23 protein-coding genes are annotated in these 23,690 nt (G+C 60.2%); 13 read left to right on the top strand and 10 right to left on the bottom strand.

Features of this window, described 5'->3' with window-relative positions:
• Positions 1–2 precede the first annotated feature (2 nt).
• The 7 genes from lipB (at position 3) to SynA1560_RS11400 (ending at position 8,500) form a co-directional block, all read left to right on the top strand.
• The gene (gene lipB, locus SynA1560_RS11430) at positions 3–740 is read left to right on the top strand and encodes a lipoyl(octanoyl) transferase LipB (protein ID WP_186500568.1); all 738 of its coding nucleotides are present in this window, start codon (positions 3–5) and stop codon (positions 738–740) included.
• Positions 724–2,709 (top strand): AMP-binding protein, encoded by a 1,986-nt coding sequence (locus SynA1560_RS11425; RefSeq protein ID WP_186500567.1) that lies wholly within the window; start codon positions 724–726, stop codon positions 2,707–2,709. Before lipB ends, SynA1560_RS11425 begins: the two co-directional genes overlap by 17 nt.
• A gap of 71 nt (positions 2,710–2,780) precedes the next feature.
• Positions 2,781–3,224 (top strand): YlqD family protein, encoded by a 444-nt coding sequence (locus SynA1560_RS11420; protein WP_186500566.1) that lies wholly within the window; start codon positions 2,781–2,783, stop codon positions 3,222–3,224.
• Between the two features lie 65 nt (positions 3,225–3,289).
• Positions 3,290–4,648: a dihydrolipoamide acetyltransferase family protein gene (locus SynA1560_RS11415; RefSeq protein WP_186500565.1), complete on the top strand. Its 1,359-nt coding sequence runs from the start codon at positions 3,290–3,292 to the stop codon at positions 4,646–4,648.
• An 85-nt stretch (positions 4,649–4,733) separates the two neighbouring features.
• The gene (locus SynA1560_RS11410; RefSeq protein WP_186500564.1) at positions 4,734–6,638 is read left to right on the top strand and encodes an APC family permease; all 1,905 of its coding nucleotides are present in this window, start codon (positions 4,734–4,736) and stop codon (positions 6,636–6,638) included.
• Positions 6,639–6,653: 15 nt separating this feature from the next.
• Positions 6,654–7,823 (top strand): tRNA preQ1(34) S-adenosylmethionine ribosyltransferase-isomerase QueA, encoded by a 1,170-nt coding sequence (gene queA, locus SynA1560_RS11405; RefSeq protein ID WP_186500563.1) that lies wholly within the window; start codon positions 6,654–6,656, stop codon positions 7,821–7,823.
• 41 nt (positions 7,824–7,864) lie between these two features.
• Positions 7,865–8,500, top strand: a complete 636-nt coding sequence (locus tag SynA1560_RS11400) for a DUF1345 domain-containing protein (RefSeq protein ID WP_186500562.1) — start codon at positions 7,865–7,867, stop codon at positions 8,498–8,500.
• A gap of 68 nt (positions 8,501–8,568) precedes the next feature.
• On the opposite strand, the gene cysK is transcribed toward SynA1560_RS11400, so the two are convergent.
• The 3 genes from cysK to SynA1560_RS11385 all read right to left on the bottom strand — a co-directional run bounded on the left by cysK (position 8,569) and on the right by SynA1560_RS11385 (position 12,375).
• Positions 8,569–9,555, bottom strand: a complete 987-nt coding sequence (gene cysK, locus SynA1560_RS11395) for a cysteine synthase A (RefSeq protein WP_186469377.1) — start codon at positions 9,553–9,555, stop codon at positions 8,569–8,571.
• Positions 9,556–9,736: 181 nt separating this feature from the next.
• The gene (locus SynA1560_RS11390) at positions 9,737–11,221 is read right to left on the bottom strand and encodes a PLP-dependent transferase (RefSeq protein ID WP_186500561.1); all 1,485 of its coding nucleotides are present in this window, start codon (positions 11,219–11,221) and stop codon (positions 9,737–9,739) included.
• Positions 11,218–12,375: a PLP-dependent aspartate aminotransferase family protein gene (locus tag SynA1560_RS11385; RefSeq protein ID WP_186500560.1), complete on the bottom strand. Its 1,158-nt coding sequence runs from the start codon at positions 12,373–12,375 to the stop codon at positions 11,218–11,220. The genes SynA1560_RS11390 and SynA1560_RS11385 overlap by 4 nt, the downstream gene beginning before the upstream one ends.
• An 83-nt stretch (positions 12,376–12,458) precedes the next feature.
• Here SynA1560_RS11385 and SynA1560_RS11380 point away from each other — a divergent pair, with 83 nt between their 5' ends.
• The gene (locus SynA1560_RS11380; RefSeq protein WP_186500559.1) at positions 12,459–12,716 is read left to right on the top strand and encodes a hypothetical protein; all 258 of its coding nucleotides are present in this window, start codon (positions 12,459–12,461) and stop codon (positions 12,714–12,716) included.
• 85 nt (positions 12,717–12,801) lie between these two features.
• On the opposite strand, the gene rpsD is transcribed toward SynA1560_RS11380, so the two are convergent.
• Positions 12,802–13,410: a 30S ribosomal protein S4 gene (rpsD, locus tag SynA1560_RS11375; RefSeq protein ID WP_186469373.1), complete on the bottom strand. Its 609-nt coding sequence runs from the start codon at positions 13,408–13,410 to the stop codon at positions 12,802–12,804.
• 74 nt (positions 13,411–13,484) lie between these two features.
• Here rpsD and yidD point away from each other — a divergent pair, with 74 nt between their 5' ends.
• The 3 genes from yidD to SynA1560_RS11360 are packed head-to-tail and all read left to right on the top strand — an operon-like array spanning position 13,485 to position 15,578.
• Complete coding sequence (gene yidD / locus SynA1560_RS11370) at positions 13,485–13,763, top strand: membrane protein insertion efficiency factor YidD (RefSeq protein ID WP_186500558.1); 279 nt, start codon at positions 13,485–13,487, stop codon at positions 13,761–13,763.
• A 4-nt stretch (positions 13,764–13,767) separates the two neighbouring features.
• Positions 13,768–14,052 (top strand): glutaredoxin family protein, encoded by a 285-nt coding sequence (locus tag SynA1560_RS11365; RefSeq protein ID WP_255476948.1) that lies wholly within the window; start codon positions 13,768–13,770, stop codon positions 14,050–14,052.
• Between the two features lie 26 nt (positions 14,053–14,078).
• Positions 14,079–15,578: a UDP-N-acetylmuramoyl-L-alanyl-D-glutamate--2,6-diaminopimelate ligase gene (locus SynA1560_RS11360; protein ID WP_186500557.1), complete on the top strand. Its 1,500-nt coding sequence runs from the start codon at positions 14,079–14,081 to the stop codon at positions 15,576–15,578.
• Here the strand turns inward: SynA1560_RS11360 and SynA1560_RS11355 are convergent, their stop codons facing one another.
• From SynA1560_RS11355 to SynA1560_RS11345, 3 genes are read right to left on the bottom strand one after another with little or no spacing between them, the layout of a single operon-like run.
• Entirely contained in the window at positions 15,579–16,775 is a 1,197-nt protein-coding gene (locus tag SynA1560_RS11355) for an aminotransferase class V-fold PLP-dependent enzyme (protein ID WP_186500556.1), read from the bottom strand.
• 45 nt (positions 16,776–16,820) lie between these two features.
• Entirely contained in the window at positions 16,821–17,117 is a 297-nt protein-coding gene (locus SynA1560_RS11350; RefSeq protein WP_186471187.1) for a gamma-glutamylcyclotransferase, read from the bottom strand.
• Positions 17,118–17,120: 3 nt separating this feature from the next.
• Positions 17,121–17,366: a NifU family protein gene (locus SynA1560_RS11345; RefSeq protein WP_186469368.1), complete on the bottom strand. Its 246-nt coding sequence runs from the start codon at positions 17,364–17,366 to the stop codon at positions 17,121–17,123.
• Between the two features lie 83 nt (positions 17,367–17,449).
• On the opposite strand from SynA1560_RS11345, the gene SynA1560_RS11340 reads away from it, so the two are divergent.
• Complete coding sequence (locus SynA1560_RS11340) at positions 17,450–18,931, top strand: malate:quinone oxidoreductase (protein ID WP_186500555.1); 1,482 nt, start codon at positions 17,450–17,452, stop codon at positions 18,929–18,931.
• Here SynA1560_RS11340 and SynA1560_RS11335 read toward each other — a convergent pair.
• Together SynA1560_RS11335 and SynA1560_RS11330 are read right to left on the bottom strand one after the other, a co-directional pair.
• Positions 18,920–19,573, bottom strand: a complete 654-nt coding sequence (locus SynA1560_RS11335; protein ID WP_186500554.1) for a TVP38/TMEM64 family protein — start codon at positions 19,571–19,573, stop codon at positions 18,920–18,922. The genes SynA1560_RS11340 and SynA1560_RS11335 overlap by 12 nt on opposite strands.
• A 53-nt stretch (positions 19,574–19,626) precedes the next feature.
• Positions 19,627–19,962: a multidrug efflux SMR transporter gene (locus SynA1560_RS11330; protein ID WP_186469365.1), complete on the bottom strand. Its 336-nt coding sequence runs from the start codon at positions 19,960–19,962 to the stop codon at positions 19,627–19,629.
• 154 nt (positions 19,963–20,116) lie between these two features.
• On the opposite strand from SynA1560_RS11330, the gene lepA reads away from it, so the two are divergent.
• Positions 20,117–21,931 carry a translation elongation factor 4 gene (gene lepA / locus SynA1560_RS11325; protein ID WP_186500553.1) on the top strand — a complete coding sequence of 605 codons (1,815 nt, stop codon included), beginning with the start codon at positions 20,117–20,119 and terminating at the stop codon, positions 21,929–21,931.
• 19 nt (positions 21,932–21,950) lie between these two features.
• On the opposite strand, the gene SynA1560_RS11320 is transcribed toward lepA, so the two are convergent.
• A complete protein-coding gene (locus SynA1560_RS11320) occupies positions 21,951–23,567 on the bottom strand; it encodes a hypothetical protein (RefSeq protein WP_186500552.1) in 1,617 nt (538 codons plus the stop codon).
• Positions 23,568–23,690 lie beyond the last annotated feature (123 nt).

Raw genomic sequence — 23,690 nt, 5'->3', positions numbered from 1 at the left:
CGGTGCCTGCTCCTATCGGCAACTTAGTAACGCCGCCTGATTCCGGAAGTGGGTCTTCGGCATTTCTTTTTCAGCCGCAGCAACTCGTTCCTTTCGAGCAAGCCTGGGAGCGGCAACGGCGTTGGCAGGAAGGCTTGCTGGCGGAGCCAGCTGCTGCCGGCGGTGCCGAAGCCGTCTGGTTGCTGCAACACCCCAGTTGCTACACGCTCGGACGTGGCGCCAGCGAAGCCCATCTCCGCTTTGATCCGCTTCAGCCTCCGGCACCGCTCCACCGCATTGATCGTGGCGGCGAGGTGACCCATCACGCCCCTGGTCAGCTGGTGGCTTACCCCGTGCTGGATCTCCGTCGTCATCAACCCGACCTGCATTGGTACTTGCGTCAGCTCGAGCAGGTGGTGCTGGATGTGATGCAAGCCCTTGATCTGCAAGGTGAGCGGATCGATGGGCTCACAGGGGTTTGGCTGGATCAGCGCAAAGTGGCGGCCATTGGGGTCGGCTGTCGGCGCTGGATCACTCAGCACGGTCTGGCTTTGAACGTGACCTGTGATCTGGCCGGATTTGAGGCTGTGGTGCCGTGCGGCTTGACAGGACGGAAGGTCGGGCGTCTCAGCGATTGGGTCCCGGGATTGTCCTTGGAGGAGGTGCGCCCCTTGCTACGGGATGCCCTTGCCCAGCGATTCGGGCTCCGCTGGCAGTCGGTCGGTGAGGGGATGGCGATTGCCGATGCATCGTCGAGGTGATAGGCCTGGGCGACCGCGCCCCGCTCCTGTGACCGCTGCTCAAGCTTCCTGGCAACCCACTCCCCGTGAGCAGGAGGCACTTGCCCGTCAGTCCCACGTGCAGGCCCTTGGGCGTGTCGATCAGGTCTGGCCCTGGCTAGCAGCTCAGCATGGCGAGGTGATGGCTGTCGATGCGCCCCATGCGGCCCATCCCGAGCGATTCAATTACCAACAGCTGGCCGAACGCATTGAACGCGCTGCTGCGGCTTTCCAGCAGCTCGGGCTCAGGGTTGGCGATGTGGTCGGTCTCTTTGCCGAGAACAGCCCCCGATGGTTGGTGGCTGACCAGGGGTTAATGCGTGCCGGTGTGGTGGATGCGGTGCGTGGGGCGGCCGCGCCGGTGGAGGAGCTCCGTTACATCCTTGAAGACTCCAAGGCCGTGGCCCTGGTGGTGCAAACCGGTGATTTGTTGGAGCGTCTGCAGCTGTCTGCAGATCTTCAAGCCCAACTGCGCTTCGTCTTGGTGTTGGAGGGTGAGGCACCCCCAGGGGCCCTGGATTTCGACACCTTTTTGAGCCGTGCCGATGGGCATCAGCCCCCCGATCCCATGGCGAATCGCGAGCAAGCCTCCGCCGTTCACACCATTGCCACAATCCTCTACACCAGCGGCACCACCGGTCGGCCCAAAGGGGTGCCACTCACCCACGCCAATCTTCTGCACCAGATGCGCAGTCTGGCCACCGTCACCCGCCCGGATGCCGGAGCACCGGTGTTGAGTGTGCTGCCGATCTGGCACTCCTACGAGCGCAGTGCGGAGTATTACTTCTTTTCCTGCGGGTGCTCGCAGAGCTACACCACGATCAAGCAGCTGAAGAGGGATCTGCCGCGGGTGAAGCCGGTGATCATGGCCACCGTCCCCAGGCTTTGGGAGGCGGTGCAAGCAGGCTTTGAAGATGTGGTGAAGACCCTGCCACCTGCACGTCAGCGTCTGCTCCGGTCGGCCTTGGCCAACAGCAAGGCCTACAGGCTGGCCCGTCGCCGCAGCCTGGATTTGTTGATCGAGCCGCTGCGCAAGCGCGACCGTTTGCGAGCCCTGGCGGAGGCAACACGGCGATGGCCGGCCCATGCCCTGGCATCCCAATTGATTTGGCCGAAGTTGCGCCAACAGCTCAGCGGTGGTGCCTTGCTGTATCCGATCAATGGTGGTGGTGCCATCGCTCCTCACGTGGATGCGTTTTTTGAAGCGGTGGGCATTGAACTTCTCGTGGGCTATGGCCTCACCGAGACCAGTCCTGTGGTGAGTTGTCGCCGGCCCTGGCGCAACATCCGTGGCAGTTCCGGATTGCCAATGCCGGAGACGGAGTTCCGCGTTGTTGATGCGGAGACCCGAGCTCCGCTGGCGTATCGGCAACGCGGAGTGGTGCTGGTGCGTGGACCTCAGGTCATGGGGGGCTACCTGGACAAGCCGGAGGCCACCGCCAAGGTGTTGGATGCCGATGGGTGGTTCGACACCGGTGATCTGGGCATGCTTCTGCCTGATGGCTCCGTGGTGCTCACCGGCCGAGCCAAGGACACCATCGTGCTCAGCAGCGGCGAGAACCTCGAGCCGGGTCCCTTGGAGGAAGCGCTCGTGTCATCTCCATTGGTGGAGCAGGTGATGCTGGTGGGTCAAGACGAGCGCCAGCTGGCGGCTTTGGTCGTCCCGAAGCAAGAGTCACTTCAAGCCTGGGCCTTGGAACAGGGCTGCGATCCAGGCCCGGATCTCGGCGGTCGCCCCGGGGATCCAGCTTTGCTGCGGTTGCTGCGCGGGGAGCTCAATCGGTTGCTTGGCGCCCGCGTCGGGTCGAGGGCGGATGAACGTCTGTGCGGTGTGGCGCTCGTTGAGCCGTTTTCCATTGAGAACGGCTTACTGACGCAGACGCTCAAGCAGCGCCGCGATCGCATCACGGACCGCGATCGCCCCATGATCGAGAGCCTTTACGGCCGTTGATGCCGTGCCGACTGCGCTGGCTTGACCATCTGCCGCGAGACTGAGACGCTTGGCGCTGTTTCTAGGCCCTCATGTCCGACGGCACCACCTTGTCGATCAAGCGCTCCATCACGATTCGCGCGGTGGTGACTCCTGCGTGGAAGGAGGAAGCCGAACGTGAGCTCAGTGGCGCCATCTCTACCACCGATCAGCAGCTGGCCCAGCTTGAACAGGAGGGTCAACAGGTGGTGGATGAGGTACGCCGTCAAAGTGCGAACCCTCTGGACCCCCGCGTTCAGGAGCAAGTGGGGCAGGTGCAGCAGCAGGTGGCTGCCAAGCGGGCTGAACTAGAGGAGCAGAAGCGCAACCTTCTGCAGCAGCAGGCTCAAGTGCGTGAGCTGGAGATGGAACAGATCGTGGAGCAGGGCCAGCTGGAGAGTTTCTGCGACATTCAGGTGGGCGACAACCTGGTGAGCAAGATGCAGGTGGCCGTTGTGGTCCGTGACGGGGTGATCGAGTCGATCCAGCAGGGCTGACCCCTGCGAAGGGCCGCCCTGTCGGCCCGTAAAATCGCCCCTACATAGCCCCTCTGGAGACGGTTTTGGCGACCCACGACATCTTCATGCCTGCCCTCAGCTCCACGATGACGGAGGGGAAGATCGTCGAATGGCTCAAAAAGCCTGGCGACAAGGTCGGCCGCGGCGAGTCGGTGCTCGTGGTCGAATCCGACAAGGCTGATATGGATGTGGAGTCCTTCAACGAGGGCTACTTGGCTGCCGTGCTGATGCCTGCTGGAAGCACCGCTCCAGTGGGCGAAACGATTGGGCTGATTGTTGAAACTGAGGCTGAGGTTGCTGAAGCTCAGGCCAAGTCATCTTCGGGTGGTGATGCTGCGGCTCCCGCCCCTGCTGCTCCAGCCCCAGCACCAGCAGCTGCAGACCCTGCTCCTACTCCCTCTGCGCCAGCGGTGACCCCTGCTCCTCCGGCACCTGCTCCAGCTCCCGCGGTTCCCCCGGCACCGGCACCAGTAGCTGCGCCTGTTGCCAATGGACGTGTGATCGCCAGCCCTCGGGCCAAGAAGCTGGCCTCCCAGATGGGCATTGAGCTGTCGACGTTGCGCGGTAGTGGCCCGAATGGTCGCATCCAGGCTGAGGACGTTGAGCGTGCGGCTGGTCGCCCTGTGAGCGTGCCTCGTGTGGGTGAGGGCTCCGCGGCTGCCGTTGTGGCCGGTGTCGCTGCTTCAGCACCCGCACCGAGCGCTCCTGCCGGCAACAGCTTCGGTCGGCCTGGTGAGACGGTTGCGTTCAACACCCTCCAGGGAGCGGTCAACCGCAACATGGAGGCCAGCCTTGCTGTTCCCTGCTTCCGCGTCGGCTACACCATCACTACCGACAAGCTTGATGCCTTCTACAAACAGGTGAAGTCGAAGGGCGTCACCATGACGGCTTTGCTGGCGAAGGCCGTTGCCGTCACCCTGGCGCGTCATCCTCAGGTCAATGCCTCTACCACTGCTGCCGGCATGGCCTACCCGGCTGAGGTGAATGTGGCTGTCGCTGTGGCCATGGAAGACGGTGGTCTGATCACGCCAGTGCTTCGACAGGCCGATCGCACCGACCTCTATGAAATGTCCCGTCAGTGGAAAGATCTCGTGACCCGCTCACGCAGCAAGCAACTGCAGCCTGAGGAATACAGCACCGGCACGTTCACCCTCTCCAACCTGGGCATGTTTGGTGTGGATCGCTTTGATGCCATCCTCCCGCCTGGCACCGGTGCGATTCTTGCCGTGGCGGCCTCCCGCCCCACAGTCGTGGCAGGCAAGGATGGATCAATCGCTGTGAAGCGGCAAATGCAGGTCAACCTCACCGCTGACCACCGTGTGATTTATGGCGCTGACGGCGCGGCCTTCCTTAAGGATCTGGCTGAACTGATTGAGACTCGGCCTGAAAGTCTGGCCCTTTGATCTGATCGGCCTTTGCGCTCATCGGTCCGCCCCGTGCACCTGCTGAGTTCGTCAATCATTGCCACTCTTGGGGCGGCAATGGTCAATGGCTGCTGTGTCCGTTCGATGGTTCTCCCGTCTGCTGGGGCGTCCGTTGCCGCGCTCCAGTGCAGGGGATGAGCGACTTCCCAACATTCAGGCGCTGCCGATTTTGTCGTCGGATGCGTTGTCATCCGTTGCCTATGCCACGGAGGCGGCGCTCGGCATCTTGATTCTGGGTGGAAGCGCAGCCTTGAAGCTGTCGCTGCCCATCACTCTCGCGATCATCGTTTTAATTGTGATCGTTGTGCTGTCGTACCGGCAGGCGATTGCGGCTTACCCCAATGGCGGCGGCTCCTATGTGGTGGCCCGCGACAATCTCGGACGCAATGTCGGGCTGGTGGCCGCTGCGGCGCTGTTGATTGACTACACGTTGACGGCAGCGGTCAGCCTGATGGCGGGCACCCAGGCGCTGTCGTCACTTGACCCCACGCTTTTGCCCTACGAGGTGCCCATCGCCCTCGTGCTGCTGGTGCTGGTGGGTTGGGCCAATCTGCGTGGGGTGAAGGAAGCGGGGCGAGTGTTCGCGATTCCCACTTACGCCTTCGTGTTGATGATCGCGCTGCTGACGGTGGCGGGGCTCAAGGATCTGACCTTTCATCACGGTTGGCATCCCGATCCACCGCCGTTGACCGCGGCCTTGGAGCCGATCGGGTTGTTCCTGATCCTGCGGGCATTCAGTTCCGGTTGCTCGGCGATGACGGGCATTGAAGCGATCGCCAATGGTGTGAAGGTGTTTCGTGAGCCAGCGCCGGTCAATGCACGCAAGACACTCTTGGTGATGGCCATCCTGCTGTCGGCGATGGTCTTTGCCGTCAGCGGCATGGGGTTCATGTACGGGATTGCGCCGAATCCCGACATCACCGTGCTGGCCCAGATCGGACAGCGCGTTTTCGGCAACGGCAGCGTTCTGTATTGGACTTTGCAGATCACCACCCTCCTCATCCTGGTGCTGGCCGCCAACACGGCGTTCTCCGGCTTCCCCAGGTTGGCGGCGATGCTCGCGGAGGACCGCTGCCTGCCAGTGCAGATGAATCTTCTGGGAGACCGACTGGTGTACCAGAACGGCATCGGTGTGTTGCTGGGCATCACGGCGTTGATCATCGTGATCTGCCGTGGGGAGACCACCGTGGCGGTGAATCTCTACGCCCTGGGGGTGTTCACCGCCTTCACCCTCTCGCAACTGGGTCTGGTGAATCGCTGGCGAACGCAACGGGGCTCTGGCTGGCGCGGCCGCATGTTCATGAATGCGCTCGGGTCGATCACCACCTTTGTGGTGTTGGTGGTGATCGTGGTGAGCAAGTTTGATGAAGGGGCTTGGACGGTTGTGATCGCCATCCCGCTGTTGGTTTGGGGATTGGCTGTGATCCGCCTCCGTTATCGCCAGATCTTCGCAGCGTTGGCTCCCGATCCTGAGGCGGCTCCACTGCAAGTGGTTCCCCGAGATCCACCGACCGGGCATCACGCCATTGTCTGGATTCCGAGCATGATGCGACCCGCTTTCGAGGCGGTGCGTTACGCCTGTTCCTTTGCCGATTCGGTCACTGCAGTGGTGGTGGTGCAGAACGATCAAGACGCCGGATCTCTCAGTCAGCTGTGGGATCGTTACGTGGGAACCAACACCGGTGCACTTGAGTTGGTGCTGCTGGATAGCCCGTTTAGCTCTCTGCTGGATCCGTTCTGTGACTTTGTGACAGCGGAGGAGAGGCGACACCCTGAGCGCACCACCACGGTGGTGATGCCGGTGGCGATCCCGAGGGATCGTCTCGATGTTGCGTTGCTCAATCAGCGGGCCCGTGCCCTGTTCGAGGCGCTCTCCGATGATCAAAGCCGCGTGTTCTCGATCGTGCGCTACTACGTGCCAAACGGTCGCCACCAAGCCGGCTCTCGGCCCTCAGGCAGCATGGACTGATCATGATCACGCTCTGTGGCTGACCCTCGGGATCTCCAGCTCAGCTCCTACGACTACCACTTGCCTGAGGAGCGCATCGCACAGTCGCCAGTGGAGCCTCGCCATGGCGCAAGGTTGTTGTGCGTGCCGGAACTGGAGGCATCGCTCGAGCGGACGCGGCACCAACAGGTGTGGGATTGGCAAGAGCAGCTTCACGACGGCGATCTGCTCGTGGTGAATGACACGCGTGTGCTGCGAGCACGGCTTCGGGTACGCCGATCAGGGGGTGGTCTTGCGGAATTGCTGGTGCTGGAACCACAGGGTGAGGGGCGCTGGCTTTGTCTGGCGCGACCAGGCAAGAAGCTGAAGCCTGGTGACCAGGTGTGGCTCGAGGCCCTGGAGCAGGAGCCCATCCCCTTGCAGGTTCTGGCCACCGATGGATCCAGTGGTGGTCGCATCATCCAGTTCCCCCAGGGTTATGCCGATGCGGTCGCGATTGAGGGCCTGCTGGAGCGCTATGGCGAGGTGCCGCTGCCGCCTTATATCACCCGTCATGACGACTCTGACCAGGAGCGCTACCAGACGCGCTACGCCTCTCGCCCGGGTGCGGTGGCGGCTCCTACGGCCGGTTTACATCTCAGCGATGAGTTGCTTCAGGCAATCAAGGACCGGGGCGTGCAGATGGCAACCGTCACCCTGCATGTGGGGCTGGGCACCTTCCGCCCGGTGGAAACGGAGGATCTTCGTGACCTCAGCCTCCACAGCGAGTGGGTGGAGGTCACTCCAGATCTGGTGGCTCAGGTGGAGGCCTGCCGCCGTCGGGGAGGCCGTGTGATTGCCGTGGGAACCACCAGCGTGAGGGCCCTCGAAGGCGCTGCGGCAGCATCAGGAGGAACGCTGCAACCCTTGAAAGGGCCGGTGGATTTGGTGATTCAGCCTGGTTTCCGCTTTGCGGTGGTGCAGGGGTTGTTAACCAATTTCCATCTGCCCAAGAGTTCTTTGCTGCTGTTGGTCAGTGCATTGATCGGGCGTCAACGACTGCTGGATCTCTATCAGGTCGCCATTGACGAGGCCTATCGCTTCTATTCCTACGGTGATGCGATGTGGATTGCTCCAGAAGCGGTGCTCCCTGAGGCTCGATGTGGCTCCAGTGCTTTCGGTTCAGATCCCCAAGCGACACCACCGCAATCAGACGTTCACACTTAATGCTTCCTCGACAGCGCCACATTTTTTTGAATCGTTATCGATTGCGTCGCAGCCTGACTATCGGCACGATTTTGACGTTGGTGTTCTATGTCCCGTTCACGGGTAAGGAAGCGCTGTCCATCGGCATGTTGTCAGCCTTGGTGGTGGATGTGGTGCTCTTCTTTAAAACTGCATGGTCAATGGATTATGAGCAGACCAAGGCACTGTTTGATCATGAACGATTGCGTCCCGGTCTTTTGATTAAAAGCACGGTGGCGATCAATTTTCTTGGCCTGGGTGTGATGAGCCTTTGCGTCAGTGATCTGGGCTCCAAACAGCCAGTGCTGCCAGAGGATCTGCGTATTTTTATTTATTTTGTTTCGATCTTGCTGATTTGGATCTGCTTGCATCATGGTTATGCCATGCATTACGCCAAGATTTTCTTTCATGTGAATGCTGATAGGGATGATGCAGAGAATTCTGAATCAGCCACAAAAGTGTTTTCTTTTCCGGATGATAAGCGTCCAGTTTTGTTTGATTTTCTGTATGTCGCCTATGCCATTGGGGTGACCTTTGGGATGACCGACGTTGGTGCGCAATCAACCGAGATTCGGAAGGTCGTCCTGGTGCAGGCGATGCTGGCATTTCTCTTCGCAACAACGGCAATTTCAGCGATTGCCAGTCTGTTTACTGCCTGAAAGTCGACATCAAAAAAGCCCCGCTATGCAGCAGGGCTCGGATTGCGTTCAGAAAAGACCTGAGGGGCTCAGACTGCGACGGGCTGCTCGATGATGCCGGTGGGCACATCGGCAAACATCACCGAGGAGAGATAGCGCTCCGCCAGGTCGGGCAGCACCACGACGATGGTCTTACCGGCGTAAGCGTCCTGTTGGGCCAGGCGAATGGCGGCTGCGGCTGCAGCACCGCAGGAGATGCCCACCAGAAGCCCTTCTTCTTTGGCCAGGCGCTGAGCCATCGCGACGGATTCGTCGTTCGTCACCTGCTCCACCTTGTCGACCACGGAGAGGTCAAGATTCTTGGGAATGAAGCCAGCGCCAATGCCCTGAATCTTGTGGGGGCCAGGCTTCACCTCCTCGCCGTTCATGGTCTGGGTGATCACCGGACTGTGGGTGGGTTCCACGGCGACGGATTCAATTGCCTTGCCGGCTTCATTCTTGATGTAGCGCGACACACCGGTGATGGTTCCACCGGTTCCAACACCAGCGACGAGCACGTCGATGGCGCCATCGCAGTCGTTCCAGATCTCAGGACCGGTGGTCTTCTCGTGAATTTCGGGGTTGGCCGGGTTGTCGAACTGCCCAGGCATGAAGTACTTGCCAGGATCGGTGGCAGCGATCTCCTTGGCCTTCGCAATCGCGCCGGGCATGCCCTTGGCCGCTTCGGTGAGCACGATTTCAGCACCAAGAACGGCCATCACACGGCGACGTTCGATCGACATTGACTCGGGCATGGTGAGCACGAGTTTGTAACCGCGGGCTGCTGCGGTGAAGGCCAGGGCAATGCCGGTGTTGCCGGAGGTGGGCTCGACAATCACCTTGCCTTCGGTGAGCTCGCCACGCTTCTCGGCATCCCAGATCATGTTTGCGCCGATCCGGCACTTCACGCTGTAAGCAGGGTTGCGACCTTCGACCTTGGCGAGAACGGTGGCTTTGCAGCCCTTGGTGACATGGTTGAGGCGAACCAGGGGGGTGTTGCCAATGGCCTGGCTGTTATCGGCGTAAACGCGAGGCATGGGAAGTCGGGAACTAGCCAATTTCAGCAATGTAGATAGAGCACTCGACGACGTGCTTGTCTCTTAAGGCCTTGTTCAAACTCTGATAAATCAACCCCTCTTTGGTGTTGCTATGGCTCCTGGGAACGGCGCGCTGTGGCGACCGTCATACGCCCTTAAAGGTGCCCATGCCCAAGGCGTCCTAAGCATCCAGGGCTTGTTGAAAGCGCCGCCAGAGTTCCTCGGGTTCCTCAAGACCCACCGACACTCTCAGGAGATGGGATGGCACACCACAACGGGCTGCCCAGGGCAGCTCCTTGTAGTGGGCAAGAAGCACATAGGGGCACACCAGCGTGAAAGCGGTGCCAAGGCTGGGACCTTTGCAAACCGCGAGGGCGTCATACACCCGTTGGGCTTGTTCGCTGCCGCCCTTCAGTTCAAAGGAAAGCAAGCAACCATGGCCTCCGCCCGGTCGTTGGAGCTGCCGAAAGTTCTCACAGTCAGCAGGATGAAACACCCGCGCCACAGCAGGGTGCTGACGGAGACGTGCAGCCAACAACAGGGTGTTGGCATTCAAACGGGGGATGCGATCGGCGACATCACGGCTTCCTTGCTCCAAGACCGTGGCATCGCCGTCGGCCAGTGGGGCCAGGGGCGGGCGTTGTCGTGCCGCGTCGATGAGCTGTGCGTGCCAACGGGAGTGGGGGCTTAAGACAAGGCTGCCTGCAAGTACATCACCTCGACCGGCAAAACTTTTGGTGAGGGAACTAAACACCAGGTCGACGTGCGGCAAGGCATCGACATTCAGGCCGGAGCCAATGGTGTCGTCGGCGATCACAGGAATGTTGCGTTGATGCGCGAGCTTGGCGATGACGGCAAGGTCGATACAGCGCAGCAGGGGATTGCTGGGTACTTCCACCACCACTGCAGCAGGTCGCAGGGAGTCGAGCGCGGATTGCACGCTGGCTGCACGGTCATCCAGCAGGAGCTCAGCTCCAGCGAAGACCATCTGCGGAAGTTTCAGCACATCGACGTAAGGAAACCCGATCTGCAGCACCGGCCGTGTTGGGTCGGCATCACACACCAGTTCAAGCGCCCGGTGCAGGGCGGCCATTCCCGAGGGATGCAGGCTGATCGCCTCGGGTTCACAGTCGTAGATCGCGGCCAGACGCCGAACCACGCTGCACCGTGCTGATGCACCGTCCTCGGGATCTGGAGCGGTGTCATGTCCGAGGGCCACAGCGGCAAGCCTTGAGGAAGCACCGAGCCCTGTGTGCTGCCAGAAGGCTTTGGCTGCTGGTGTGCAAATGGCATCGGCGACCAGGCAGGTCAGTCCATGGATGGTTTCGAGATGCGTAGTTCCGTTGGATCGTTGCCGCCGGCAGTGCATCTGAGCCGCGGTTGCTGCAGCTCGGTTGGGATAAGGCCAGCTGCTCGAACCCTGGGGGAAGGATGTGTTGGTCTGCTGCAGCGCTTGGCTGGCCAGTGCGGCCACCAGTGGATGCAAACCGAAGCGTGGGTAGACCGTTCGCAGGGCGCCGCGGCAGTTCGGATCGTTCTCCTCGTAAGCGATCACATCACGCCAGGTGGGTAGGGCCACCGAGACGGCGTGTGGGGAATCGGGCAGCGGATGGCCCAAATCGCCGGCCTGCCAGCAGGGATCGCGCCGTAAATCGCGAGCACTCATCGCAGCTGGTTCAACGCCTGGTCGAGATCGTTGATCAAATCCAAAACATCCTCACACCCCACGGACAGCCGGATCAGGCCATCGCTGATGCCCAGTTTTTGCTTCACCTCGGCGGCAACGGCGGCGTGGGTCATGGTGGCGGGATGGCAGATCAGGCTCTCCACGCCACCGAGGCTTTCAGCCATCGTGAACCAGCGCAGTGCCTTGCAGACCGCATAGGCCTGGTCACGGCTGGCATTGATGCCGATGGTGACTATGGCTCCCCCACCGCGCATCTGCTGAAGAGCAACGTCCTGCTGGGGATGGTCTGAACGGTGGGGGTAACGCACCCAGCTCACCCGGGGGTGATTCGCCAGGTGATCCGCCAGCGTGGCCGCGTTGGCCATCTGCTGTTTCAGACGCAGGGGCAGGGTTTTGATGCCGCGGGTGATCAACCAGCAGTCGAAGGGTGAGGGCTGCAAGCCCAGGGCCTTCTGCGCGAACACCATCTTCTGGTGCCAGTTGGAATCGTCCGTGCACACCGCCCCACCCAGGGCATCGGAATGGCCGTTGATGTATTTGGTGGTGCTGGTGAGTGACAGGGTGGCTCCCAGTTCGAGCGGTCGTTGCACGAGGGCTGTGGCAAAGGTGTTGTCCACCACAACGGGAACATTGGCGGCCTTGGCTGCGGCACACACCGCCTTCAGATCAATCACCTTCAGGAGGGGATTGGTGGGGCTTTCCAACCAGACCATGGCTGGCTGGCTCGAAGCAATCGCATCAACCGCAGAAGGCGCGGTGAAGTCCACCCATTGCGTGCGCACGCCGAACTTGGCGAACACCTGCTCGAACAAACGGACGGTGCAGCCGTAGAGATTTTCTTCGCACAGAACCAGATCGCCCTGACGCAGTCCTGAGGCAATGGCGGTAATCGCGCTCACGCCGGAGCCGAACACCGTGGCGTGTTCACAGTGCTCCACAGACGCCAGGACACCCTCCAGGATCCGGAAGTTGGGGTTGCCGGAGCGGGTGTAGTCGAAACCCTCGGAGTTGCCGTGGGCAAAGGTGGAGGTGGCGTAGATCGGGGGCATCACCGTGCCCGTGCCCTCTGCAAAGCTCTCGCCGTGATGGATGGCTCGGGTGCTGTCGGCCGGTGCTTTTGCTGGACGCTGCAAGGCGTGGCTGCGATCAAGTGGCAAGGCTAGGAAACGGCCTGCTGACCGCCGCTAGCGTCGGTCCAGATCCAAACCTTCCGGCCGTGGCTGAGAGCGCTCTGCAGCAGCTTGACAAAGATGAATGGCGGGATCACGTGCTCAGCGAGATCGTCACGTTTCTGAGTGAGAACAAAGAGCAAATTCATGCCCGCTACTTGGAACAGCGTGAGGGCCAGCTGTCTCGTCAGCTGATCGAGGAGGCGGGGTTGATGGATTTTGAACTGGCCATCACGTTTCTGGAAGACAAACCCAAAGGCTTTGGCCTTGGACTGGGTTTTTTCAAGGCCAACCTCATCCGTTAATGCGCTGATCAGTGCAGGTGCCAAAAAAATCCCCGCCGCGGTGTTGCCGGGCGGGGACGATGACCACGAATGAGCAGGGCAGGTGTCAGACCTTGCGGGAGTAGTACTCCACCACCAGCAGTTCGTTGATTTCCAGTGCGACCCATTCGCGTTCGCACTTGCTCACGACCTTGGCGCTGAGCTTCGACTTGTCGAGCTCCAGGTGCGGAGGCACGTTGGCCAAACCGGGGAATTCGAGGTTGCCCTCAGCCAGCTTCTTGCTGCCTTTGCGTTCGCGGATCGCGATCACATCACCGGCCTTGCATTGGTAGCTGGCGATGTCAGTCACGCGGCCGTTCACGGTGACGTGTCCGTGGTTCACCAGCTGGCGGGCGCCAGGCACGGTCGGCCCGAAACCGAGACGGAAGCAGACGTTGTCGAGACGGTTCTCGAGCAGCTTGAGCAGGTTGGTTCCGGTGGAACCGTCCTGGGCGCGCGCTTTCTTCACGTAGCGCACGAGTTGGCGTTCAGACACGCCGTAGTTGAAGCGAAGCTTCTGCTTCTCTTCGAGACGGATCGCATATTCAGAGCGCTTGCGACGGGCTTGGCCGTGCTGACCGGGGGGATAGGACCGTTTGGCGGCCTTCCGGGTGAGACCGGGGAGGTCTCCCAAGCGCCGCGTGATCCTCAGGCGAGGGCCGCGGTAACGAGACATAAGTAAGGAAGGTGTTGGAGCATCCGCACCGCTCAACCGTCATGCTGGACGCAGGGTCCACATCGCGGTTTCACATGTGCGAATCGAACACTCTATCCGGCGACAAATCACACTCCTTGGCGCAATCCCTCAACCAGGCGCTGGCGCAGTTGATGTTGGCGCTCATCGGCTTTTATCGCCGCTGGATCTCGCCGTTGCTGGGTCCCCGCTGTCGGTTCATTCCCACGTGCAGCGCCTACGGAGTGGAAGCGATTCAGCGACACGGTCCATGGCGTGGTGGCTGGCTCACCCTGCGCCGGATCAGCCGGTGCCATCCCTTCACCCCTTGCGGCTGTGACCCCGTCCCCGACTGATCCGTTGCAGCTCACCTTGTTCAGTCGCCAGGGTTGCTGCCTCTGTGAGGGCTTGGAGCAGCGTCTGCGGCAGCTGGATCTCAGCCAGTTACGCCCTCCTCTCCAGCTCACGGTGATCGACATTGACGCCCCAGGCGTCGAACCTGAACTACGCGCTCGCTACGACCTGGAGGTGCCAGTTCTGCACCTCCAGGACGTTCCTTTACCGCGGGTCTCGCCGCGGCTCAGTGCAGAGGGACTGTTTGGTTGGTTGCAACGGCTATCTCCCACCAGCGCAGGATCGAACTAGAAAAGCTGGATTCAAGGGGGTTGTTGGTGACGCAGACGCTTCATTCCCTTCTCAAAACGGCTGCTCTACCGGTGCCGGAAGGCTTCCCAAACCCGGGGATTGAGGCCATCACCTGCGATTCCCGCAGTGTCGGTTCCGGTTGTCTGTTTGTGGGACTTCCCGGTGAGCGGGTGGATGGTGGTCAGTTCTGGCGCAAGGCATTGGAGGCCGGTGCGGCGGCAGCGTTGATCGGCGCCGAGGCCGCCGAATCCCATCCGCCCACCAGTGAGGATCCGGTGTTGGTGCTTCCGGCCCCTGTTGCTCATTGGGCTGGTGAGTTGGCCGCGGCGTTCTGGCAACAACCCTCATCGCGGTTGCATCTCATTGGTGTGACCGGCACCAACGGCAAAACCACCACAACGCACCTAATCGAGCACCTGAGTGCGGAGTGCGGTCGACCCGCTGCACTCTTCGGCACCTTGGTGAATCGCTGGCCTGGCCACAGCATCACCTCCACTCACACCACGGCAGTAGCGGATCGGCTGCAGGCGCAGTTGGCGGAAGCTCTCGCTGGAGGAACTCAGGTGGCGGCCATGGAGGTGAGCTCCCACGCCCTGGATCAGCGACGGGTGGCGGGATGCCGGTTTGCCGGCGCGGTGTTCACCAATCTCACCCAGGACCACCTCGACTATCACGCGTCGATGGAGGACTACTTCGACGCCAAAGCGCGTCTGTTCGCGGAGCCCTTTCTGGTGGGGGAAGGTCCAGCTGCCGTGGTGAATGTGGATGATCCCTGGGGACATCGACTGGCGGAACGGTTGGGCGAACGCGCATGGCGTTGCAGCCTTGAGCAGGAGGCTGATCTGTTCATGCGCGACCTGAAGATGACCTCCGCGGGGGTGCAGGGCTTGTTGATCACCCCCAAGGGAGACGCGCGGTTCCATTCCCCGTTAGTGGGACGTTTCAACCTGATGAATGCGATGCAGGCCCTGGGCGCGCTGCTTCAGCAGGGGTTGCCACTCTCGCTGCTCCTCCAGGCCTTGCCCAAGTTCCGCGGGGTTCCAGGTCGTATGGAGCGCGTGTTGCCCGCAGCCCCCACAGCCGAGCAACGACCCTCTGTGCTGGTGGATTACGCCCACACGCCCGATGGCTTGCGCAGCGCTCTTGAGGCCTGCCGCCCCTTTGCCGAACGACGCTTGATCTGTGTGTTCGGATGCGGAGGCGATCGCGACCGGGGCAAACGACCTCAAATGGCAGCGATCGCAGCGGAGTTGGCCGATGCAGTGGTGGTGACCTCGGACAATCCTCGGACAGAGGATCCGCAACAGATCCTCATGGATGTGGTGCAGGGTCTGCCGTTGGATGCTGATCGCGTGGTGGAAGTTGATCGCGCCGTGGCGATTGCCCAGGCGATCGCGGCATCAGGACCTGGCGATCTGGTGTTGATTGCCGGGAAGGGGCACGAGGATTATCAGATCCTGGGCACCGAAAAGGTGCATTTTGACGATCGAGAAGAGGCGGAAAAAGCCCTTCGCTGCTGGGGCTGATCAGCAGGGGGTGGCTTCCTTGCTCACTGCGTTGGTGAGACGTTCGAGCTCTTCGACCGTGGTGCAGATGTGCGTGCAGGCGCGTAAGCAGGAGGGATCCGCCAGATCGCGAATCCACAGCTGATCTGCGCCGAGGCGTTGCACTACCGCGGCGGGATCGATCTGAGTTGCTCCCTGGCTGATCTGAAAGCTCACCAGGCCAGCGGGCGGTGGTCCATCCAGGACCGGTGTCACCCCTGGGATGGCATCGAGCGCGTTCCAGAGCGTGGCGCTGAGCGACGTGATGCGTTGCAGGCGCTCCTCAGCAGATCCCTCCTGATCGAGCACCTCCAGGGAACGGCGCAGCCCGGCCATCAGGGGAACGCAGCTGGTGGCCACCTCAAAACGGCGGCTGTCGTGATGGAACGGATCCGGGTCACCGGCAATGGCGCGGCTCTCGTCTTGAAGGCTGCGCCAGCCAATGATCGTGGGGTTGGCTTCGGTCAGCATGCGCTCAGACAGGGCCAAGCCGCCAAGACCCTCAGGCCCGCAGGCCCACTTGTGACCGGTGAAGGCATAGATGTCTGCGGCTGATGCGGCGTTAGACACGGGAATTTGACCCACGCTCTGGGCGGCATCCACCAGCAGGTAGGGGTGAGCAGGGTGTTGCTCCAGTCGTTCGGCCACGGCTCGAATCGGCATCACTTGCCCGGTGTTCCAGAGCAGATGAGACAGCACCACCAGCCGAGTCTTCGGGCTGAGGTGTTCCTCTAGGCCGCTGAGCAGGGCCTCATCGGTTTGCTGTTGCCCGTCGCGACCACCGCGCAGATGTTTCACCGGCAGGGTTGCGATCGTGAGTTGGAGACGCCGGGCGAATTCATGGCAGGCGCTCACCACTCCTGGATGCTCACAGTCGCTGATCAGGATTTGATCACCCTGTTTGAGAGGCAATCCCCAGAGCGGCAAAACGCATCCGGTGGTGACGTTTTCGCTGAGGGCAAGTCGATGAGGCGGGACCCCGCAGATTCGGGCGAGCTGGCCGCGCGTGCTGTTGACCTCTTTGCTGATGTAAGGCCAGATCTCTGCTGTGAAGGGTCCTAGTTCCTGGATGCGTGTCCAGCTGGTTGTGATCGCGTCGAGCGAAGGTGTCGGTAGAGGACCTTGACCGCCGTAATTGAAATAGGTCTTGTTTGCCAGGGCAGGGCAGAGGTCTCTCAAAGTTGGATGTGCGATCCAGTCCCCATGATCGCTTGACCGCTGGCGTTAATGATTGGGCTGCTGATACACCCACACCCAGCGACCGTCGTCCAACTGGCGGCGCCCACAGGCGTAGTCGGTGGGGACTCCTTCCCAGGCGTGCAAGCCCGGCCATCGCTCTGGTGGGATCCGATACACCTGGCCATGCACTGATCCAGTGCCAGGGATGAGCATTGGGTAACCGTTCTGGACGATCAACCTGGCCTGGCTCAGCAATCCGTCGGCTTCTCTTGTGCAGCCATCGAGCAGGTGATGCGCTTCACCTCCCGCTTTGAGGCTTCCATAGACAAAGAGTCGGTCCAGGGCTCAAAGCACCTGCACCACTTCACTCACTTCGGGGATCGCTTCACGCATTTTGCGCTCGATGCCCATCTTCAGCGTCATCGTACTGCTGGGGCAGCTGCCGCAGGCACCCTGCAGGCGCACTTTCACCACAGGACCGTCGATCTCCACCACCTCCACATTGCCGCCATCGGCCATCAGGAATGGACGCAGCTCATCGAGCACCTTCTCCACGTTCTCGCTGGTGAGAGGCATCGTTTCGGTGCTCATGACGGACTCGAATCTGAATTCAGCGTAGGCAGCCGTGCGTCCTGGCGGATTCATAGCCTTAGGACTTAGGACCCGCCGCTGCCATGGACCGTTACGACGCTGTGCTCGTGGGCGCGGGAATCATGAGTTCCACCCTGGCGTCGCTACTGCATGCACTCGACCCAGGGCTGCGCCTGCTGCTGGTGGAGCGTCTCGAGGGCCCTGCCTTGGAAAGCAGTGCAGCGGTGAACAACGCCGGCACCGGTCATGCGGCCAACTGTGAACTCAATTACACGCCGCAACAGCCCGACGGATCAGTGGCCACGGCTAAAGCGCTCTCCATCAATGCTGCTTTTGAGCGCAGCTTGGAGTTTTGGGCATCGCTTGCCGCAAAGGGGCTGCTGGACCCAGCCAGCTTTCTTCACCAGGTGCCGCATCTGAGCCTGGTGTGGGGGCACGACGATGTGGCTTTCCTGCAGCAGCGGCATCAACAGCTCAGTCAGCTCCCTGCCTTCTCCGCCATGCAGTGGAGTGTGGATGCCTCTGAAATCGCCGATTGGATGCCTCTGGTGATGGAGGGTCGCCGGCGCGATCAGCCTTTGGCGGCAACGCGGATTGAACGGGGAGTTGATTTGGATTTCGGCTCGCTCACCCGGGCGTTGTTGCAGCCCCTGCAGACTGCTGGTGCGCTGGAGGTGTGCTTCGGCACCGGCGTGCAGGGGCTGAATCGGCTGCGCACCCCAGCGATGACCTCCGGCGATTGGCAGGTGGAGCTCAAAGGTCCCTCCGGTCGCCGCTCCGTTCAAGCCCCCTTTGTGTTTCTCGGTGCAGGCGGTGGGGCCTTGCCGCTGCTGCAGAGCAGCGGCATCCCGGAGGCGGCTGACTATGCCGGTTTCCCGGTGAGTGGTCAGTGGTTGGTGTGTGGCAAATCGGCATTGGTGGACCGACATCACGCCAAGGTTTATGGCAAAGCGAAGGTGGGTGCGCCGCCGATGTCGGTGCCCCATCTCGACACCCGCTGGATCGATGGTCAGCGCTCGCTGCTGTTTGGGCCGTACGCAGGATTCAGCAGCAAATTCCTGAAGACCGGTTCGCTGCTCGATCTGCCGCTCTCGGTGCGTGCCACCAACCTGCTGCCGATGCTGCAGGTGGGGGTCAACAACCTGTCGCTGGTGAAGTATTTGATCAACCAACTGCGCCAGAGCGAGACAGACCGGATGGAGGCCTTGCGTGCCTTCCTGCCGGAAGCCCGCGATGCGGATTGGAGCCTGTCCGTGGCCGGCCAGCGGGTGCAGATCATCAAGCGCACGCAAGACGGCGGAAAGCTGCAGATGGGCACTGAAGTGGTCACGGCTGCCGATGGCTCGTTGGCGGCCCTGTTGGGGGCATCACCGGGGGCCAGCACCTCGGTGCGAATCATGCTGGAGGTGCTGGAACGCTGTTTTGCCTCTCAATTGGCCAGCGATGGCTGGCAGCAGCGCCTCAACGCCCTGATCCCCAGTTATGGACAAGACCTCAACGCTGACGCTCAATTGCTGGTCAACACGCGTCAGCGCAGCGATGCCCTGCTGGGGCTAAACACCTGATTTCGCATTGTTGCGGGTGCGACGCTTGACCAGGCCCGCCACCAAGGCCAGGGCAAACACCCCCAGCACGCCTCCGATCAGCAGTTTCTGGCCGTCCTGGAAGATGCTGGCGCCCAGGGCAACGATCGGGGCCGTGCTCAACAGCACGCTGAACAGCAGTGGGAGGGCAAAGCCACGCCAGCGGGTTCCGCTGAGGCCAGCGGCGTAGCTCACGAAATCAAAGAACCCGGTCATCAGCATTCCCGTTAGCAGGAAGGGATTGCCCTCCAGCTGGTTGCGTCCGAAGTTTTCGATGGTCGTCATCGCTTTCTCGCCCACGAGGCGCCGCACCGGTCCCCGGCCGTACACCTGTGCGAGCAGGAATGCCGCCTGGCAGAAGATCAGGTCGCAAAGCACGATCGTGATGAAGCCCGACTGGAAACCCAGCAACGCTCCGGCCAGCAGCGAGTAGGCCGTGCTCGGTAGGGCGGGCAACAGGATGCTGATGCCGCGCAGCACCACGATCCCCAGCGGAGCCCACACCCCCAGTTGCTCTACCTGGGCGCGGATGGGTTCCAACCCATGCACATGGATGAGGTGGAACAACACGGCGAGGCCAGCCACCACGACCGCAATCAGCAGCCAACGACGCCAACGCTGCATGGGGATGTCACCTCAAAACTGTTGCTGAGGCTCCCATGGAAGGGGGGTCTGGTTCAGCCGTTCTTCATCGAACCCGACAGATTGACGATCATCACCCCGGCGGTGATCAGCCCCATGCCGATCAATTGCGCTGGGCTGGGCATCTGGTTGTAGGCCAGCATCCCAATCAACACGATGGCCACGATGCCGATCCCACTCCAGAGGGCGTAGGTGAGGCCGATCGGCAGCACCTGCACCACCCGCGACATCAAGGTCATCGAGACGCCATAGGCCGCCAGCACAACAATGGTTGGCCCTGGTCGGCTGAACCCCTCCGAGAGCTTCAGGCAGGAGGTGCCCACCACTTCGGCACTGATCGCTAGCAACAGCAGCAGCCAGGGGGAGGGCATCACGAACGGGTCTTCCTCACATCATTGAAGAGGCTGGTGGTGGTCTGTTCAGGCCTTGATGAGCGGCTGCAGGCTTCGCCCGTGGGACCTGCGGGTTGCTCCCTAGGATCGACTCAACGAATTGATTAGCCCGAGCCGGGATCCCGCCAATCGCATGACCGACGCTCCCGTCTCAAGGATCCGCAATTTCTGCATCATCGCCCACATCGACCACGGCAAGTCGACGCTGGCGGACCGGCTCCTGCAAGACACCGGCACGGTGGCCAACCGCGACATGCAGGACCAGTTCCTGGACAACATGGATCTGGAGCGGGAGCGCGGCATCACGATCAAGCTCCAGGCGGCGCGGATGAACTACACCGCCGCTGATGGGGAGACTTACACCCTCAACTTGATCGACACCCCTGGGCACGTCGATTTTTCTTATGAGGTGAGCCGCAGCCTCCAGGCCTGTGAGGGCGCGTTGCTGGTGGTGGATTCCAGTCAGGGCGTGGAGGCGCAGACCTTGGCCAATGTGTACCTGGCCCTGGAGAACGATCTGGAGATCATTCCGGTGCTCAACAAGATTGATCTACCCGGGGCGGAACCTGACCGCATCAAAGAGGAGATCGAGGCGATCATCGGTCTGGATTGCAGCAACGCCATTCCCTGTTCGGCCAAGACCGGCCTTGGTGTGCCTGAGATTTTGCAGGCCGTGGTCGACAAGGTGCCCCCACCGGCCGACACGGTGGAGGAGCCCACCAAGGCGCTGATCTTTGATTCCTATTACGACCCCTATCGGGGCGTGATTGTGTATTTCCGCGTGATGAGCGGAAGCATCAACTGCAAAGACAAGGTGCTGTTGATGGCGAGCAAGAAAACCTATGAACTCGATGAGATCGGGATCATGGCGCCTGATCAGCGGAAGGTGGATGAGCTGCACGCTGGTGAGGTGGGCTACCTGGCGGCGTCGATCAAGGCAGTGGCTGATGCGCGTGTGGGCGACACGATCACCTTGGTGAATGCCCCGGCCGATGAGCCGTTGCCCGGTTACACCGAGGCCAAGCCGATGGTGTTCTGCGGCCTGTTTCCCACAGAGGCCGACCAGTACCCGGATCTGCGCGAAGCGCTCGACAAGCTGCAGCTCTCAGATGCGGCCTTGCAGTTCGAGCCTGAAACCAGCAGTGCCATGGGTTTCGGCTTCCGCTGCGGCTTCCTCGGCCTGCTGCACATGGAGATTGTGCAGGAGCGGCTGGAACGCGAATACGACCTGGATCTGATCGTCACCGCGCCGTCGGTGATCTACAAGGTGAACATGGTCGATGGTTCGGAGGTGATGATCGACAACCCGGCCACGCTTCCGGATCCGCAGCAGCGTGAATCGATCGAAGAGCCCTACGTGCGCATGGAGATCTATGCGCCGAACGACTACAACGGCGCGCTGATGGGGCTCTGCCAGGAGCGGCGCGGTGAGTACGTCGACATGAAATACATCACTACCGATCGGGTGACGCTGATTTACGAATTACCGCTGGCGGAAGTGGTGACCGACTTCTTCGATCAGATGAAGACACGCACCCAGGGCTATGCCTCGATGGAATACCACCTGATTGGTTACCGCAAGAACGAACTGGTGCGCCTGGATGTGTTGATCAACGGCGAGCGGGCGGATCCCCTCACCACGATCGTGCACCGCGACAAGGCCTACAACGTGGGTAAGGGCCTGGTGGAAAAGCTCAAGGAGCTGATTCCCCGCCAGCAGTTCAAGATTCCTTTGCAGGCTTCCATCGGCAGCCGCATCATTGCTTCCACCAGCATCAGTGCTATGCGCAAAGACGTGTTGGCGAAGTGCTACGGCGGTGACATCTCCCGGAAGAAGAAACTGTTGAAGAAACAGGCCAAGGGCAAGAAGCGCATGAAGGCCATGGGCAAGGTGGATGTGCCGCAGGAGGCCTTCATGGCGGTGCTGAAGTTGAATCAGAGTCCTTAATGTTGTTGATCCTCCGTCTTTAGTTGTCGACTTCGCTCAAGCTTTCGCTGTCATATTGCATGTATTTGCCATTGTTTTGTTCTGAAAATGATTTCATCCAATCGGATGTTAGTCCTAGTGCAATTGTGTTCACGGTTAGTTTCGGATGGTTGTCTTCGTCGCGTCGTGTGTTGAGCGAGCTGAAGTAATTCACAACTTCATCAGAACCACTGACGTTGCTTGGTAATCCATTGTTGCTGAAGGAATTGGGGATTCCATCAGAGAGGAAGTAAACCGTATCCGCCTCTTCATCAGCGAAAGCACGTTTCAAGGCAGGCCATGGAATGGTGCCTCCCCAATTACCCACATTTTCCACGTCATCTAGGCTAATTACCCATTGCTGAGCGGACTCACGGACACCACTATCACCGAGGCGTGCGAGATTATTTCTTGATAATGACCATTCCCTGTTGTGGTTTTCTCCGCTGCTTGAGCTGAACATTTCTAGGCCAATTTTGGTGTCATCTTTGAGAGCGCTGACCAGTGCATAAAGTTCGTCAATCAGTGTTTCCATCCTCGTCAAACTACAAACTTGATTGGTCCAGATGTAACCATTGCCATTCCAAAATTTTCTGCTGCCTGTTGTGCTCTGTTTGTCATCCCAGATGATACATGCACTCATGGATCCTGAGCCATCCAGAACGAATCGGATATGGTCGCTGGTGATGTCTTGGAAGATTGTGATGTTTTGAAGCCCTTCATCTGAGCCATATTGCCCCAGTCGTTTATCGGCGCGTGCATAGGCTGCAAGATAAAGAGGTTGGGTTGTGGTTGTTTTGCCGGAATTCTCGAGAGCTAGATAGCTATAGGTTCGTCCCTGGTCTTGCGGATTTGGGTCGATGAATTTCAGAAGCTTTAAGGTGCTGTCAGTTTGAATTCTCAGTGCAGGTTGTCTGAAGCTGACTTCTGGAGTGACAATTTCCCCTTCAGTGTTGGTACTGAAGAGAAGACCTTGTCCATCCCCGGTTTTATTTTGCATCGCCTGGAGAATGTCTACTTGGCTCGTTGTTGTCTCAAGATCATCATTGCCAGCCCCATCGCAGGTTGTATCTAGAAATATGGTATTCCCTTTGTCATCAGTAGTTTTCGCACAGTCCATCTGTGCAATGTTGTCGATAACAACCCCAAGAAATTCCTTTCGATCGGTTTTGTCGGTGCTCGTGCTTTGAATATAAGCACCGTTATCATCCATTGGTGCGCCACAGCGCATCAGGCTGTACCCGCTGCTCATCGGACTGACGCTAAAACCATAGAGCACTGGTTCAATCAGCTCAGTTGAAGCCATTTTGATGCCAAAGGCTGGCACGAATAGTGATTGTGGTGCGTTTTGCCGACAGTGACTTAGAAGATCTTCATAGCGTTTGGACCCCAAATGGAACGCATCACCTTCTGGTGTGCTTTGTGCGTTGCTATTAACGATCAAATGAAGGCTGCGCTCAACTTCGGACCGCAGCAAGCGCATGCCGTTGTTGGTGTTTTGCCTCAGCACAGCACGCTGCTTTGAATCGCTGATGAGACCACCCGTTGATCTTAAAGCCATCGAACCGGCTCCCATAATCAACACGCCTGCACTAACGGCGACCAGCATTTCCGTCATACTGAAGCCCAAGTTGTTTCTTTGATCTTTTTGGAGATGTGGTCTCGGAATTAAGGAATGGCGATTCATGGCATTCCGTCGTAAAACTCTGTTCTCTTATTGTGTATGAATTAAAGCCAATTG

The organism is Synechococcus sp. A15-60, assembly GCF_014280095.1.
Lineage (GTDB): Bacteria > Cyanobacteriota > Cyanobacteriia > PCC-6307 > Cyanobiaceae > Synechococcus_C.
Note: the sequence above shows the minus strand (reverse complement) of the source record. Positions and strands in the feature narration are given on the sequence as shown.

What these genes read in the sequence shown, in the direction of transcription:
- SynA1560_RS11390 (WP_186500561.1), bottom strand. Translation starts at nt 11,221, where the DNA reads ATGAGTGCTCGCGATTTACGGCGCGATCCCTGCTGGCAGGCCGGCGAT.
- SynA1560_RS11330 (WP_186469365.1), bottom strand. Translation starts at nt 19,962, where the DNA reads ATGCCCTCCCCCTGGCTGCTGCTGTTGCTAGCGATCAGTGCCGAAGTG.
- yidD (WP_186500558.1), top strand. Translation starts at nt 13,485, where the DNA reads ATGTGCGAATCGAACACTCTATCCGGCGACAAATCACACTCCTTGGCG.
- cysK (WP_186469377.1), bottom strand. Translation starts at nt 9,555, where the DNA reads ATGCCTCGCGTTTACGCCGATAACAGCCAGGCCATTGGCAACACCCCC.
- rpsD (WP_186469373.1), bottom strand. Translation starts at nt 13,410, where the DNA reads ATGTCTCGTTACCGCGGCCCTCGCCTGAGGATCACGCGGCGCTTGGGA.
- SynA1560_RS11410 (WP_186500564.1), top strand. Translation starts at nt 4,734, where the DNA reads ATGGCTGCTGTGTCCGTTCGATGGTTCTCCCGTCTGCTGGGGCGTCCG.
- SynA1560_RS11425 (WP_186500567.1), top strand. Translation starts at nt 724, where the DNA reads ATGCATCGTCGAGGTGATAGGCCTGGGCGACCGCGCCCCGCTCCTGTG.
- SynA1560_RS11345 (WP_186469368.1), bottom strand. Translation starts at nt 17,366, where the DNA reads ATGAGCACCGAAACGATGCCTCTCACCAGCGAGAACGTGGAGAAGGTG.
- SynA1560_RS11320 (WP_186500552.1), bottom strand. Translation starts at nt 23,567, where the DNA reads ATGACGGAAATGCTGGTCGCCGTTAGTGCAGGCGTGTTGATTATGGGA.
- SynA1560_RS11340 (WP_186500555.1), top strand. Translation starts at nt 17,450, where the DNA reads ATGGACCGTTACGACGCTGTGCTCGTGGGCGCGGGAATCATGAGTTCC.
- SynA1560_RS11420 (WP_186500566.1), top strand. Translation starts at nt 2,781, where the DNA reads ATGTCCGACGGCACCACCTTGTCGATCAAGCGCTCCATCACGATTCGC.
- lepA (WP_186500553.1), top strand. Translation starts at nt 20,117, where the DNA reads ATGACCGACGCTCCCGTCTCAAGGATCCGCAATTTCTGCATCATCGCC.
- SynA1560_RS11335 (WP_186500554.1), bottom strand. Translation starts at nt 19,573, where the DNA reads ATGCAGCGTTGGCGTCGTTGGCTGCTGATTGCGGTCGTGGTGGCTGGC.